12 protein-coding genes are annotated in these 14,596 nt (G+C 68.4%); 5 read left to right on the forward strand and 7 right to left on the reverse strand.

Annotated elements, in window-relative coordinates:
• Positions 1-12: 12 nt before the first annotated feature.
• The 4 genes from MC375_RS04145 to MC375_RS04160 form a co-directional block, all read right to left on the reverse strand.
• Positions 13-3,177: a multidrug efflux RND transporter permease subunit gene (locus tag MC375_RS04145; RefSeq protein ID WP_242102041.1), complete on the reverse strand. Its 3,165-nt coding sequence runs from the start codon at positions 3,175-3,177 to the stop codon at positions 13-15.
• 123 nt (positions 3,178-3,300) lie between these two features.
• On the reverse strand, positions 3,301-4,500 hold the full coding sequence (locus tag MC375_RS04150; protein WP_242102042.1) for an efflux RND transporter periplasmic adaptor subunit: 1,200 nt from the start codon (positions 4,498-4,500) through the stop codon (positions 3,301-3,303).
• Between the two features lie 150 nt (positions 4,501-4,650).
• On the reverse strand, positions 4,651-5,451 hold the full coding sequence (locus MC375_RS04155) for an SDR family oxidoreductase (RefSeq protein WP_242102043.1): 801 nt from the start codon (positions 5,449-5,451) through the stop codon (positions 4,651-4,653).
• Positions 5,448-5,693 (reverse strand): hypothetical protein, encoded by a 246-nt coding sequence (locus MC375_RS04160; RefSeq protein ID WP_242102044.1) that lies wholly within the window; start codon positions 5,691-5,693, stop codon positions 5,448-5,450. The genes MC375_RS04155 and MC375_RS04160 overlap by 4 nt, the downstream gene beginning before the upstream one ends.
• 266 nt (positions 5,694-5,959) lie before the next feature.
• Here MC375_RS04160 and MC375_RS04165 point away from each other — a divergent pair, with 266 nt between their 5' ends.
• Positions 5,960-7,009 (forward strand): LysR family transcriptional regulator, encoded by a 1,050-nt coding sequence (locus MC375_RS04165; protein WP_242102045.1) that lies wholly within the window; start codon positions 5,960-5,962, stop codon positions 7,007-7,009.
• A 55-nt stretch (positions 7,010-7,064) separates the two neighbouring features.
• Here MC375_RS04165 and MC375_RS04170 read toward each other — a convergent pair whose 3' ends face one another.
• Both MC375_RS04170 and MC375_RS04175 read right to left on the reverse strand, forming a co-directional pair.
• Positions 7,065-7,517 carry a hypothetical protein gene (locus MC375_RS04170; RefSeq protein ID WP_242102046.1) on the reverse strand — a complete coding sequence of 151 codons (453 nt, stop codon included), beginning with the start codon at positions 7,515-7,517 and terminating at the stop codon, positions 7,065-7,067.
• A gap of 294 nt (positions 7,518-7,811) precedes the next feature.
• Positions 7,812-8,273: a hypothetical protein gene (locus MC375_RS04175; RefSeq protein ID WP_242102047.1), complete on the reverse strand. Its 462-nt coding sequence runs from the start codon at positions 8,271-8,273 to the stop codon at positions 7,812-7,814.
• A gap of 447 nt (positions 8,274-8,720) precedes the next feature.
• Between MC375_RS04175 and dbpA the strand changes: the two genes are divergently transcribed.
• Positions 8,721-10,103, forward strand: a complete 1,383-nt coding sequence (gene dbpA / locus MC375_RS04180; RefSeq protein ID WP_242102048.1) for an ATP-dependent RNA helicase DbpA — start codon at positions 8,721-8,723, stop codon at positions 10,101-10,103.
• A 175-nt stretch (positions 10,104-10,278) separates the two neighbouring features.
• Positions 10,279-11,445 (forward strand): mechanosensitive ion channel domain-containing protein, encoded by a 1,167-nt coding sequence (locus MC375_RS04185; protein ID WP_242102049.1) that lies wholly within the window; start codon positions 10,279-10,281, stop codon positions 11,443-11,445.
• A gap of 27 nt (positions 11,446-11,472) precedes the next feature.
• On the opposite strand, the gene MC375_RS04190 is transcribed toward MC375_RS04185, so the two are convergent.
• Positions 11,473-12,852 (reverse strand): serine hydrolase, encoded by a 1,380-nt coding sequence (locus MC375_RS04190; protein WP_242102050.1) that lies wholly within the window; start codon positions 12,850-12,852, stop codon positions 11,473-11,475.
• A 248-nt stretch (positions 12,853-13,100) separates the two neighbouring features.
• Between MC375_RS04190 and MC375_RS04195 the strand changes: the two genes are divergently transcribed.
• Both MC375_RS04195 and MC375_RS04200 read left to right on the forward strand, forming a co-directional pair.
• Positions 13,101-13,670, forward strand: a complete 570-nt coding sequence (locus MC375_RS04195; protein ID WP_242102051.1) for a hypothetical protein — start codon at positions 13,101-13,103, stop codon at positions 13,668-13,670.
• Positions 13,667-14,371, forward strand: coding sequence for a hypothetical protein (locus MC375_RS04200; RefSeq protein WP_242102052.1), 705 nt, complete (start codon positions 13,667-13,669; stop codon positions 14,369-14,371). The genes MC375_RS04195 and MC375_RS04200 overlap by 4 nt, the downstream gene beginning before the upstream one ends.
• Positions 14,372-14,596 lie beyond the last annotated feature (225 nt).

Consider the following 14,596-nt stretch of genomic DNA (forward strand, 5'->3'; position numbering starts at 1 on the left):
CGGGGTGCGGACTCAGGCATGCACCGTCTCCGCTGCGTGGTCGTCGTGCCGCACCAGCGGGCGCTTGGCCAGCTTGCGCAGGGCGACGTAGAACACCGGCGTCAGGAACAGGCCGAACAGGGTGACGCCGAGCATCCCCGAGAACACGGTGATGCCGGTCGCCTGGCGGATCTCGGCGCCGGCGCCGTGCGAGAGAACCAGCGGCACGGTGCCGGCGATGAACGCGATCGAGGTCATCACGATCGGGCGCAGGCGCAGGCGGCAGGCTTCCAGCGCCGCTTCCACGGTGCTCTTGCCCTGCAGTTCCAGTTCGCGCGCGAATTCCACGATCAGGATCGCGTTCTTGCACGCCAGGCCCATCAGCACCACCAAACCGACCTGCACGAACACGTTGTTGTCGCCGGTCAGGTTCACGCCGATCAAGGCGGCCAGCATGCACATCGGCACGATCAGGATCACCGCCAGCGGCAGGGTCCAGCTTTCGTACAGCGCCGCCAGCACCAGGAAGGCCAGCAGCACCGCCAGCGGGAAGACCACCAGCGCCGCATTGCCCTGGGTCGCCTGCTGGTAGCTCAGGTCGGTCCACTCGATCTCCATGCCGTTGGGCAGCACCTGCTGCGCGATCTCCTCGATCTTCTCCATCGCCTGCGCCGAAGACAGCACGTTCGGGTCGGCCTCGCCGAGCAGATCCGCGGCCGTGTAACCGTTGTAGCGGATCACCGGATCGGGCCCGAACGCCTCGGTCACCTTCACCATGCTGCCGATCGGCACCATCTCGCCGTTGAGGTTGCGGGTGCGCAGGTTGGCGATGTCCTCGACGTTGTCGCGGAACGGCCCGTCGGCCTGGGCGATCACCTGCCAGGTGCGGCCGAACAGGTTGAAGTCGTTGACGTAGGACGATCCCAGATAGGTCTGCAGCGTGTCGAACAGCTCGGTCAGCGGCACGCCCTGGGCCTTGGCTTTGGTGCGGTCGACCTCGGCATCGAGCTGCGGCATGTTGGCCTGGTAGCTGGAGTTGATGAAGCCCAACCCCGGCGTCTGCGCGCCCGCACCCTGGAAGGCCTGCACCGCGCTCTGCAGCGCGCCGTAACCAAGGTTGCCGCGGTCCTCGATGAAGGCCGAATAGCCCGAACCGTTGCCCAGCCCCTGGATCGGTGGTGGCAGCAGCGAGAACGCGAAGCCTTCCTGGATGCCGTGGATCTTGCCCGCCAGCTCGGCGTTGATCTCGGTCGCGCTGCGGTCGCGCTCGCCGAATGGCTTGAGGTTGATGAAGGTGACGCCGTAGTTGGGCGTGTTGATGAATTGCAGCGGGTTGAAACCGGGGAACGCGACATCGTTCTGGGTCCCCTCGATCTCCATCGCCATCGCGCCGATCTTCTTCAACGCCGCGTCGGTGCGCTCGATCGACGCGCCTTCGGGCATCTTGACGCCGGCGATGATGTATCCCTTGTCCTGCACCGGGATGAAGCCGCGCGGCACCACCTGGAACATCAGCCCGGTGGCCAGCAGCAGGCCGGCATAGATCGCGAACACGAAGCCACGACGGCCCAGCGATTTCGACACACCGCGCTCGTAGCGCTGCGCGTTGCGATTGAAGAACCGGTTGAACGGGCGGAACAGCCAACCGAAGCCGCGGTCGATCATTCTGGTCAGACGGTCCTTGGGCGCGTCGTGCGGCTTGAGCAGCCGCGCCGCCAGCGCCGGGGAGAGCGTCAGCGAATTGATCGCCGAAATCACGGTGGAGATGGCGATGGTCACCGCGAACTGCTTGTAGAACTGGCCGGTCACACCGGACAGGAACGCCATCGGCACGAACACCGCGCACAGCACCAGAGCGATGGCGATGATCGGCCCGGAGACTTCCTTCATCGCCAGGTGCGAGGCCTGCAGCGGCGTGGCGCCCTGCTCGATGTGACGCTCGACGTTCTCGACCACCACGATCGCATCGTCGACCACGATGCCGATGGCCAGCACCAGTCCGAACAGGGTCAGGGTGTTGATCGAGAAGCCGAGCAGGTACAGCGCGGCGAACGTGCCGATCACCGACACCGGTACCGCGATCAGGGGAATGATCGACGCCCGCCAGGTCTGCAGGAACAGGATCACGACCAGCACCACCAGCAAGGTGGCCTCCAGCAGCGTGGTGATCACCGATTTGATCGAATCGCGCACGAAGACCGTGGTGTCGTAGATCGACTTGTACTCGATGCCGGGCGGGAAACGCTTGGCAGCCTCGTCCATGCGCCGGATCACCTCGTCGCGGATCTCCAGCGCATTGGCGCCGGGCGCCTGGAAGATACCGATCGCCGCGGCGTTCTCGCCGTCCAGTCGCGCGCGCATGGTGTAGTCGCCGGCGGCCAGCTCGATGCGCGCCACGTCGGACAGGCGCACCACTTCTCCGCCTTCGCCGCTCTTGAGCACGATGTTGCCGAATTCCTCGGTGGTCGCCAGCCGGCCGCGGGCGTTGATCGGGGTCAGGAAATCGCTGCCGCCCGGCATCGGCTCGGCGCCGAGCTGGCCGGCCGACACCTGGATGTTCTGCTCGCGCACTGCGCGCACCACGTCGCCGGCGGTCATGCCGCGCGCGGCGACCTTGTCCGGGTCGAGCCACAGCCGCATCGCGTAGTCGCCGCCGCCGAAGGGCTGCGCGTCGCCCACGCCGGGAATGCCGGCCAGCTGGTCCTTGATGTGCAGGCGCAGGTAGTTGCGCAGGTACAGCGTGTCGTACTTGCCCGAGGGCGAGACCAGATGCACCACCATCAGGAACACCGGCGATTGCTTCTGCGTGGTCACGCCCTGGCGGCGCACGTCCTCGGGAAGGCGCGCCAGCGCCTGGCTGACCCGGTTCTGCACCCGCACCGTGGCCTCGTCGGCGTCGACATCCGCGGCGAAGGTGACCGTGGTGGTGAGCACGCCGTCGGAACTCGCCACCGACTTCATGTACATCAGGCCTTCCACGCCGCGGATCGATTCCTCCAGCGGCGTGGCCACGGTCTCGGCGATCACCTTGGGGTTGGCGCCGGGGTAGACCGTGCGCACCACCACCGAAGGCGGCACGACGTCGGGGTATTCGCCGACCGGCAGCAGCGGGATCGAGATCAGGCCGGCGGCGAAGATCACGATCGACAGCACCGCGGCGAAGATCGGCCGGTCGATGAAGAATTTGGAGAAGTCCATCGCGTGCATCCTTGGGTGGTGGGCGCGCCTTGACCGCGCCGGAACCGGAAGAAGAAAAAGCCGCGCCGGCCCCTATGGGAGAGGGGGGTCGAGGGACCGGCGACGGCGGAAAACGGAGAGCGGTTACTTCGCTCCAGCCACGGCCACGGGCGTGCCGGGCTTGGCCGGGCGCATCGCGACCTGTTTCGGCGTCACCGGCATGCCGGGGAAGAACACCTTCTGCACGCCGCCGACGACCACCTTGTCGCCCGGCTTGAGCCCCGACTGCACCACGCGCAGGCCGTCGATGCTGGCGCCGAGCACCACGTCGCGCCGCTCGGCCTTGTTGCCGGCGCCCACGATGTAGACGTATTTGCGGTCCTGGTCGGTGAGCACCGCCTTTTCGTCGACCATCAGCGCGCGGAACTCGCCGCTGCCCTCGAGCTCCACCCGCGCGAACAGGCCGGGCGTGAACGCGCGGTCCGGATTGCGCAACACGGCGCGCGCGCGGATGGTGCCGGTGGCAGGGTCGACCTGGTTGTCGACGAAGTCGAGCGTGCCCGCGTGCGGATAGCCGGTTTCGTTGGCCAGGCCCACCCGCACCGGGTTGCGCGAGCCGTTGCGCTCGCCCTTGCGCGCGAGATCCTGATAGCGCAGGTAGGTCTGCTCGTCGGTTTCGAAGTACACGAACACCGGATCCTGCGACACCAGCGTGGTCAGCAGGGTCGCATCGGCCTGAGCAAGATTGCCCTCGGTCACGGCGGCGCGTCCGGCGCGTCCGTCGATCGGCGCGCGCACCTCGGTGAACTGCAGGTCCAGGCGCGCGGCGGCGACCGCGGCCTCGGCGGCACGCACCGCGGCATTGCCCTGCGCGGTGGCGGAGCGGCGGGTCTCGAACTCTTCGCGCGAGATCGCTTTCGCCTCGACCAGCGACTGCGCGCGCTTGTCCTGGGTCTGCGCCAGCCGCGCTTCGGCGCGGGCGCGTTCGAGCTGGGCCTGCGCCTGGTCCAGCGCGGCGCGGTAGGGACGCGGATCGATCACGAACAGCAGATCGCCCTTCTTGACCTCCTGACCTTCCTTGTAAGCCACGCGCTGCACATAGCCGCTCACGCGCGGACGCAACTCCACCGTTTCCACCGCGCTGACGCGGCCGGTGAAGGCATCCCACTGCCGGACCGGCTCGGCGGCGATGGCGGCCACGCTGACTTCCGGCGGCGGCGGCGCCGCGGGTGCGGCCTCGCTGCTGCATGCGGCGATCAGCACCGCGGCCAGTATGGACAGCGCGAGCGCCGGGAGCGCTGTGCCGCGGCCCGGACGGGCAATGGATGGATTCGGAACGTTCATGGGGGCGGGTCCTTGTTGCATTCGATGTAGGGGATGCGCCGGTTGCAGCGTGCGCCTGCGATGCCGACAGCGTGGTGTCAGTGGTCCTGTCTCGCTATCCGTTTCCTGTGCGAGGCACGACGTCGCTGGTCGAAAGGGTGGCGACGCCGCTCACGACGGCACTTCCTGGCGTCGCAAATGCGTCGCCGCGTCGAGCAGGCGGCGCGCGGACTGCAGGTTGTGCGACGCGCCGTCGGGCGATGACGCCTCGGGCATGCGTGGAAGGTCGGCGAATTCGACGACTGCGTCGGTGGGCCCGCCCGGCACGAGCAAGCGGATCGCGTGCTGGCCGATCTCCAGCGCACTGGGCCAGTGCGCGCGCGGCGGACCGGCGTGCAGACCCCAGGTGGGCGTATCGACCGAAAGCAATTGCAGTCGCACGCCGATCGCGCGCGCCTCGCAGTGGAGCACGCGCGCGACCATGCGCAGCGCGGCCTCGGCCACCGAGCGCTGACCGTAGCCGGCCCAGGGATGACGGCCACCCGGACCACCGATCAGCACGAAGCTGCCGCCGCGTCCGCCTTCGGCCAGCAGCGGCAGCAGATGGCGCACCACCGCGAGCCCGGGCTCCAGCGAAGCATTCAGCGCAGCACAGGTGGTGGCGGCCGTCTGGTCGAGCAGGCGTCCACGCAGCTTGCCGGCGTCGAACGTGGCGAGGACCGCGGCCAGCGGCCGGCCCGTCTCGCGCAATACCGTGGCCAGGGCCTGTGCCTGGGGTTCGTCCTGCGCCGATCCGGTCAGCAGGGTCAATGACGCCTGCGGGTGCAGCCCTGCCAGCGTGGCCAGTGCTGTCGGGCTGCGATCGACCGCCAGCACGTGGGCGCCGGCGTCGAGCGCGGCCGCGACCAGGCCGCGACCGATCACGCCGGCCGCGTCCAACACGACGACCGCACTACCGATTGTCCCGATCACGGGATTTTTCCTCCCGAAAACGTACCGATTCCACCCTCACCAGGGGGGGCCAGCAGATAGTCGGCCAGCTTGGTCAGCATCGGCAAGGCGGCCAGCACCAGCACCCCGGACATCACCCAGAGGTAGGGGGTTTCGACGCTAAACAGTTGATCGTAAAGGAGAGCGACCAGCCCCAGCAGGTCCAGCGCCAGGAAGGCGACCAGGGCGCCGCGGAGCAGGTGATGGCGGAGGGAGGGACGCATGGTGCAGCTCACGTGTGGGGTGGCACATACGGTAAGCGCTTCCAGGGCACTTGATTAGCCGCTGAATCGGGGAATAATTGTCCACGAGATGGGCTAATCCCCATCGGCGCTTCATCTCCTCACCTTCCGCCCGCGCACTGCCGCGTGCACGAGTCCGTTGATGGGTTGCCGCCGGCATGCGCCGCGCGACCACGCCGGGGTTCCAGACCGACGACCTGCCAGCGCTCCACGCACGGCATTGCCGGGCCCAGCCGGACGCCCCCGCCATGTCCCGCGATCTCAACGACACCCTGGTTTTCGTCAAAGTCGCCGAACTGGGCAGCTTTATCGCCGCCGCGCGCTCGCTGCGCCTGCCCAAGACGACCGTCAGCCGCAAGGTGCAGGATCTGGAAACCCGTCTGGGTGCCCAGCTCCTGCATCGCACTACCCGCAAGCTCGGCCTGACCGAAGCGGGCAACATCTACTTCGAGCATTGCCAGCGCATCGCACGCGAACTCGACGAAGCAGAAAGCGCGGTCGGCCAGCTGCAGGGCGGCCCGCGCGGCTGGCTGCGCCTGACCACCCCTTACTCGCTGGGCATCGAGCGGATCGCGCCGCTGCTGGGCGAGTTCCACGCGCGCCACCCGGAAGTGCGGGTGGAGATGCTGCTCACCAACGAGAACCTGGACATCATCGACAAGGAACTCGACATCGCCCTGCGCGTCGGCCCGCTGTCCGATTCCACCTTCATCGCGCGCAAGCTCGCCACGCTGCGCACCCAGGTCTTCGCCAGCGTGGACTATCTGGACAAGCACGGCGAACCGCTGCATCCGGACGACCTGCAGCATCACCGCTCGCTGGCGATGAGCAAGCAGCGGCGCAACGGCAGCTTCGTTTGGTCGCTCAACGACGGCAACGGCCTGGTCGACTACCGGATCGACCCGGTGTTCGTCGCCAACGATCCGGCCGGCCTGCGCGGGGCGCTGCTATGTGGCGAAGGGCTGATGCTGGCCAACGACGTGATGGTCAAGCCGTTCGTCGAGCGCGGCTACCTGCGCCGCGTGCTGCCGGCGTGGACCGGTCCGGAATACGAGCTCAATGCAGTGTTCCCGCGCGGCCGCGTGCAGTCGCCCAAGGTCCGCGCCTTCATCGACTTCCTGGTCGATCGCTTCGACTACGACGCCGACTACATGCAGATCCAGTGCCCGGACAAGCGCAACGCCTGCCTGCAGGCCAAGGAACGCGCCGCGGCCGCGACCACGGCCGAACTGGCGAAAGCCGCGCAGTGGCCGGCGGACGAACCGGGTAAGGAAGAAGTCGAACCCGAACTGGTTTGATCCGGGCTGGTGGGACGGTTGCGGCCAGCGCGCCCGTCCCATCGGCGCCGCACGCTCAGATGCCTTTCGCGTGCAAGGTTTCGTCGAGCGAACGCCAGGCGTGCTCCACCGCGCTGCGTGCCTGCAGCCAGGTGAGCCGGGACACGTCGCGCGCGCGGCCCCAGCCCTGCTCGAGTTCCGGCTCGGCCTCGGCGAACGGCTGCGCGCCACGGGTGCGGTACGTTTCCAGGCCGTAGCGATACGCCGGGGCGTAGTCGTCCCATTTCATGCCGTCGATGAAATACGGCATCTCGCGATGGATCTGTTGGAAATGGCCCAGATCCAGGCGGGTGTCGGCTGCTTCGGCCGCGCGATTGCCCAACACCGCGCCGAGCGCGCCGCCCGCCACCGCGCCGACCGCCAGGCCAGCCGGTCCCGCTATCACGGCACCGATCGCCGCACCGGTCGCGCCGCCCGCTACCGCGGCGCTGCCCGCGCCGAGGATGTGGTCTTTCTTCAGGGTGCTCATCGGCTACCTCCAGATGCGCAGGGCCTGACTGGCACGCTAGGCCCGGCGCCGTTCAAGGGTAGTGAATGGGCAGGAAAAACGGGCCGCTTGCGCGGCCCGTTCGTGTTGCAAGGGTACTAACGAGCGCGAAGCTGCGCTTCGCAAGCAGTCCCTCATCGGTCCGGCCGGCCCAAGCAGGGCCGGCGCTCTTCGGGACGCGAAGCTGCGCTTCGCAAGCAGTCCCTCATCGGTCCGGCCGGCCCAAGCAGGGCCGGCGCTCTTCGGGACGCGAAGCTGCGCTTCGCAAGCAGTCCCTCATCGCCCATCGCGGTCCGCGTCGCCCGGCATCGCGCGCTCGATGTGGTGCCAGCCGTCGCGCACCGCATCCTTGGCTTCCGCCCATCCCAGGCGCGAATTGGCCTTCGCTTCGTTCCAGTTGCGTTCCAGCGTGCCCTCGACGTCCTCGAAGCGCTGGCCGCGATACTGGCCGTAGGTGTCGTAGCCGTAGCGGTAGGCCGGCTGGTAGTCGCTCCACTCGCGTCCGGCCGAGTAGTACGGCGCGGTGCGGTAGTTCTTCTCGAAATGGCTCACGTATTCAGTCGGGTTGACGGCTTCGGCGATGGCATCGCCAGCTTTCGCGCCCATCACGCCGCCGGCAACCGCACCGACCACGCTACCCACCGGGCCTGCGACCGAACCCACTGCCGCGCCTGCCACTGCGCCACCGACGGCGCCCGTGCCTGCACCGATGCTGTGATCTTTCTTGATGTCGCTCATTGCTTTGCTCCTGGGGTGAGGGAACGCTGGGCCGGCTGCAGCTCAGAACACCGCAGGCCAGCCCAGACGCAGCCACGCTACGCAGTGCGCGATGTCAGCGGAGTGAAACTCCGCGTGCGCAGACGTGTCGGTTCAACGGCGATTGCGCAACATCGCGCTGCAGTGAAGACGACTGCGGAAATCGACGCGCGAACTGAACACGTTCAGCGCACGCCGCGCGCATTCTGAATTGCGGCGCGCGTTGCGGCTGCCTTGATGCGCGTCGCGCGAACGTCCACTCACGCGCCCGCGTCTGCCGAAGGCTGCCACCGTTCCGTACAAAGCAACCTTCCCACACGCGGCTTCCGGACGCAGATCCGCTGCCTCGCCTCCGACGATTTCCGCCCTGACGGCACCCGTGGCGCCTGTATCCACTTGCCCGGGCCGTCAACCTGCGACCATGGGCGCATGAACGAAGCCCTCGACTTCTCCACCCTGCCGCTTTCGCCCGCCCTGCTGCAGGGCGTCGACGCGCACGGCTACGCGCGGATGACGCCGATCCAGGCGCAGGCGCTACCGGCGATCCTGGAGGGGCGTGACGTGATCGCGCAGGCCCCCACCGGCAGCGGCAAGACCGCGGCGTTCGGGCTCGGCCTGCTGCACCGGCTGGATCCGGCGCGCAGCGGACCGCAGGCGCTGGTGCTGTGCCCCACGCGCGAGCTGGCCGACCAGGTCGGCAAACACATCCGCAAGCTCGCCGTCGGCATGCCCAACCTCAAACTTTCGATCCTGTGCGGCGGCATCCCGCTGGGGCCGCAGCTGGCCTCGCTCACCCATGCGCCGCATGTGGTGGTGGGCACGCCCGGCCGGATCCAGGAACTGGTGGCCCAGGACGCGCTGTCGCTGAAGGGCGTGCGCACCCTGGTGCTGGACGAGGCCGACCGGATGCTCGACATGGGCTTCGAGGAGGCGATCCGCGACCTGGTCAAGCGCACGCCGAAAGACCGGCAGGGCCTGCTGTTCTCGGCCACGTTTCCCGATGCGATCCGCAAGCTGGGCAACGCGATGCTGCGCAACGCGCTGGAAGTGAGCATCGACGGCGGCGAAAGCCCGGCGACGATCGAGGAGTTCTTCTACGAAGCCGATCCGGCGCGCCGCGGACCTCTGCTGGCCGCACTGCTGCTGCGCCATCGGCCCGAATCGGCGGTGGTGTTCTGCAATACCCGCGCCGACACCATGGAGGTCGTGGGTTCGCTCGCGCATTACGGCTTCTCCGCGCTGGCCCTGCACGGCGACATGGAGCAGCGCGACCGCGACGAGGTGCTGGTGCAGTTCGCCAACCGCAGCTGCAGCGTGCTGGTGGCCAGTGACGTCGCCGCGCGCGGGCTCGATGTGGAGAACATCGGCGCGGTGGTGAACTACGAACTGCCCACCGATCCGGACACCTATCTGCACCGCATCGGCCGCACCGGCCGTGCCGGTCGCGCGGGCCTGGCGCTGAGCCTGTGCACCCCGCGTGAGCGCCCGCGCGCGGACGCCATCGCCGAGCGCCAGGGCGAGCCGCTGCGCTGGGACAGGATGCTGCCGCTCTCGGGCAAGGCGGACAATGTGCCCCCCGCGGCGATGTCGACGCTACGCATCGACGCCGGACGCAGCGACAAGCTGCGGCCCGGCGACATCGTCGGCGCGCTCACGGGCGAGGCCGGGTTGCACAAGGACGCGATCGGCAAGATCGACGTGTTCGCCACGCGCAGCTATGTCGCCATCGCGCGGGCGCAAGCCGGGCCGGCACTCTCCCGTCTGCGCGAAGGCAAGATCAAGGGGCGCAAGTTCCGGGTCAACCGGTTGTAGCGGGAACCACGCCTGCAACTTGCAGATGCAACCACCGAAAGGTCGACGCTGCTTTCCGTGCAAGGGTTCCTGTCTTCGCGTTGGTCACGTTTTTCGCCAACCTGATCGCGCAATCGACATCGCATGAACGAACCGCACGGCAAGCTGTCGGTTTCGCCGCAACCAGGGTAATGCGATGTCGACGCTGGATTGGCAGCAACTGGGTGCAATCGCCTGGCCGCTGCTGGTGGCGCTGGTGCTGGGCCTGCTGGTGCGTCGCGCGCTGCTGGCGATCGCGCGACGCGCGCAGGCGCATGCGTCCACGCGCACCCGCGCCCGCGTCGTCCAGGTAATCGCGATCCCGGCGGCGGTGGCGCTGCCGCTGCTGTTCCTGGCCGTCGCCGCAGCCGCGACGCCCCTGGCGCCGGACACGATCGGCCGCATCCAGCACTGGCTCGGCATCGGCGTGCTGCTCAGCGCGACCTGGCTGGCGGTGCGCGCCGTGGGCGCGGTGGAGCTGCGCATCCTGCGCGAGCATCCGGTCGACGTCGAAGACAACCTGGCCGCGCGTCGCGTGCAGACCCAGACGCGGGTGATCGCCGGCGTGGTCCAGGGCGCCCTCATCCTGGTCGGCGTGTCGCTGGCGCTGATGACCTTTCCCGCGATCCGCCAGATCGGCGCCACCCTGCTAGCCTCGGCCGGCATCATCGGCCTGGTCGCCGGCATCGCCGCACGGCCGGTGTTCGGCAACCTCATCGCCGGTCTGCAGATCGCCCTGGCGCAGCCGATCCGCCTGGACGACGTTGTCATCGTCGAAGGCGAGTGGGGCCGCATCGAGGAGATCACCAGTACCTACGTGGTGGTGCGCGTCTGGGACGAACGGCGGCTGATCGTGCCGCTGCAGTGGTTCATCGAACATCCGTTCCAGAACTGGACGCGCACCAGCGCGCAGCTGCTGGGCACTGCCTTCCTGTGGCTGGACTACCGCACGCCGATGGCCGAGGTGCGCGCGGAACTGCAGCGCATCTGCAACGACGATCCGCGCTGGGACGGCCGCGTGTGCGTGGCGCAGGTCACCGAGACCACCGAGCGCAGCATCGAGGTGCGGCTGCTGGTGAGCGCGCGCAACTCGGGCGATCTGTTCGACCTGCGCTGCGCGCTGCGCGAACGCATGCTGGAATTCCTCAATGCCCGCCATCCGCAGGCCCTGCCACGCCTGCGCGCCGATCTCGCGCGTGAGGGCGGTGGCGCGGCGACGGACCAGCCCACTGCGCCGGCACCGAGCAACCCGGCCGATACCGCTTCTCCCGGCGCCGAGGATGTCGCCGGCTCGGTCGCTGCGTCGGCGCACAGGTCGGGGTAAGCGCAGCGAACTCCAACCGATGCCGCTTCAGTCCAGCGCCGCCAGCACCGCGGCGACGAAGGCCGCCTCGTCGAATTTCTTGCCCGCCGGATCCTCGCCACGGCGCACGATCACGATCTTGCGCGACGGCACCACCGCCACGATCTGTCCGCGGTTGCCGAGCGCGGCGAAAGCGTCGGCCGGCACGCCGGGCGAGCGCTGCAGCAGCCATAGCGTCGCGCCGTAACCGAAGTCGCGATCGGCCGGCTGCGGCCCCGACGGCGTGGTCACGGCGCGCACCCAGCCTTCGGGCAGCAGGCGGTGTCCTGCAAACACGCCGTCGTCCTGCAACAGCAGGCCGAAGCGCGCGAGATCGCGTGCGGTCGACCACACCTGGCTCGACAGCACGAAGCCGCCCTGCCAGTCGGTCTCGGCATGGGTGCGGGTCATGCCCAGCGGCCAGAACAGATCGGTGTACGGACGCGCGAGTGCGCGCGCATCGTCGCCGCTGCGCGCGCGCAGCGCGTGGATCGCCAGCACGATGTCGTTGTTCGCATAACGGAAGTGCGTGCCGGGCGTCGCCTGCAGCGGCCATCCAGTCGCGGCTTCGGCCACCGTTGCGCCGCCGAAGTACAGCGCGTCGGTGCGGTTGCCGGCGGTGTCGCTGTACAGGCCGCTGGACATACGCAGCAGTTGCTCGAGCGTGATCGCCGAGCGCGGATCGCCCGGCCGCTGCCACTCCGGCACGGGCGCCGGCTGCGCTGGATCGATCACGCCTTCGCGCACGGCCACACCGATCACTGCGCCGGCCAGGCTCTTCGCCACCGACCAGGTGCGCTGCGCCACGTGCGGGCCGAAGCCGTCGCGATAGCGCTCGGCGACGATCCTGCCGTCCTGCAGCACCACCACGCCGGTGGTCGCAGTGCCATCGCCAAACTTCGGCGAATCGAAGGCCACCGCGACCGCTTGCTGCAAGGCAGCCGCATCGCCGCGTGCCGTCCCGAGCGCATCGCGTTCGCCCCGTGGCCAAGGTTCGCCATCGAGATCCGGCGTGCGCGTGTCGAAATGCGGCAACGCGGCGATGGCCTTCGTGTCCGCGCCGACCGGCAGCTGCGCGCAACCCAGGTTCGGTCGCCACGCCGCAATGCGCGGCGGCAGCGCGGGATCGAACGCCACCGACACCGTGCGGGCTTGCGCGTCCACGCTGGCCCGCAACGCGTGCACCTGCGCTTCGTAATCCGGATAGATCCCGCGCAACTCCAGCGCCTCCACCTGCGCAGGACTGCGCCCGGCGTTGAAGTGCGCGCTGCACAGCGTCAGCGCCTTGTAGCCGGCGGCAATGGCTCGGGTTCTACCATCGTCCAGCGCCGGCGCCTGGGCGAACGCGGGGACGACGGCGAGCAGCATGAACAGCGGCAACAGGCGCATGAGGTGTCCGATCGTTCGGATGCGAGGTTGCAGTGTAGAAGGACCAAAGGTGCCGCTGCCGTGCGCCACGAACCCGTTTGCAGCAGCACATGCCGGCATGCCCGCAAAAAGAGTACGAGCCGTTTGCGCACCTGACGGCGTGGAGCAGGATCGATTTTGGTGAGCAGCGTCACATCCGCCACAATCGGGCGACCGGTTCGTCCCCGATTCCGCGTGTTGTTGGAAAGATGTCTCAAGGAGCGGTGCGCATGGCCCTGGCGTTGCGGTTGTCCTTCCTGCTCCTCCTGGCCGCATGTTTCGCCGCCAGCGCCGCCGACCCGCCGGAACCCAAGGTGTTCCGCCTTGAGCCGAAGAAGATGGCCGGCATCGACCACGGCAAGGCGGTGGTGGTCAAGGGCGAGGCCGGCCAGCAGCCGCATCGCTTCCTGATCGACAACCTCACCAGCCTGATGCCGGTCACCGTGCTGCTGCGCCCGGTACGCGACGGCGACCAGGTCGGCATCAAGCTCACCAAGTACGGCTGGAACCAGCCGCTGCGCAGCGGCGAGACCCGCAACGAGCCGGTGAGTTTCAAGATCCGTACCGAAGGCGAATTCCAGATCTCGGTGGACGCCGCACAGGACAAGACGCCCTACCGGCTGCTGGTCTGGGTCGGCGACGAGGTCAAGCCCGAACTCGTCCCGGTCGTGGTCAAGGCCAGCGAATACGGCGGCGCGAAGAAGGAAGGCGGCTCGCTGCTGCCATGGTTCATCGTCGGCGCGCTGGTGGTGGTGATCGGCGTGCTTGCCGCCGTGTTCCTGCGGAGGAAATCGTCATGATGCGAGTCCTGCTCGGCACGGTGCTGGCACTGGCGGCGATGCCCGCGGCCGCCCAGACCATGGGCATGCTCAACGACTGGTACGACCGCGAGAACGAGCGGCGCGAGCAGCGTAACGAAGAACGCGACGCACGCGATGCGGGCGGCCGCAGCGGCGCCGACCAGGGCGTGCAGCTGGCCAACTGGGGCGTCGGCGTGGTCCAGACCGGGGGCGAATTCCTGCGCAACTGGCAGGCGCTCGACGACGAAGCCGCCGAGTGCGGCGCCGCCTACAGCGACAGCTCCGCGCCCACCATTCCCTCCACCTGCGCCGAAAAACCGGACTGCGAAGCCTGCTACGCCGAGGCGACCCGCAAGATCGACTTCAACCGCTTCTACATCGAACGCGCGCGCTGCATCACGGTCACCAACGTCAAGATGGCCAATTCGGCGATGGCCTTCGGCGACAGCACGTCGGGCATCCACGGCGTGGCGGGCTTGTCGTGGCAGCTGCAGGGCAAACCGCAGATCAAGGAAGCCGTCGAGGGGCTGCAGCGCACCTACGTCAACAAGGCCGGACAGTACCTGTCCAATCTCGACGAGGCCCTGCGCGAGCTGGGCCAGTGCGAGGCGAAATACTATTCGGAAGACGACTGGTTCGAGCGCTACGGCTGGATCTATCTCAACTTCATGAAGTCCAAGTACGCATCCAAACCGGAATGACGCCGTAGGCGGGATGCGTTCTTCTCGGAGCACACGGTTTCGGGACTCCTGGAACCGGCTCCGGCATCCGCGCGCGTCGGCTTGCGCGATGAAACAACAATGCGTATGCAGGTCGAGTCCCATGCGCCCGGCGGGTCATCGGCCATCGCCTGATTCGCGCATCGCACGGGACGAAGCGTGTCGCCGCATCGTCTTGTTGACCGACAGCGCCGTGCATAAGCTCGG

The organism is Lysobacter sp. M2-1 (assembly GCF_022662495.1).
Lineage (GTDB): Bacteria > Pseudomonadota > Gammaproteobacteria > Xanthomonadales > Xanthomonadaceae > JAKPBU01.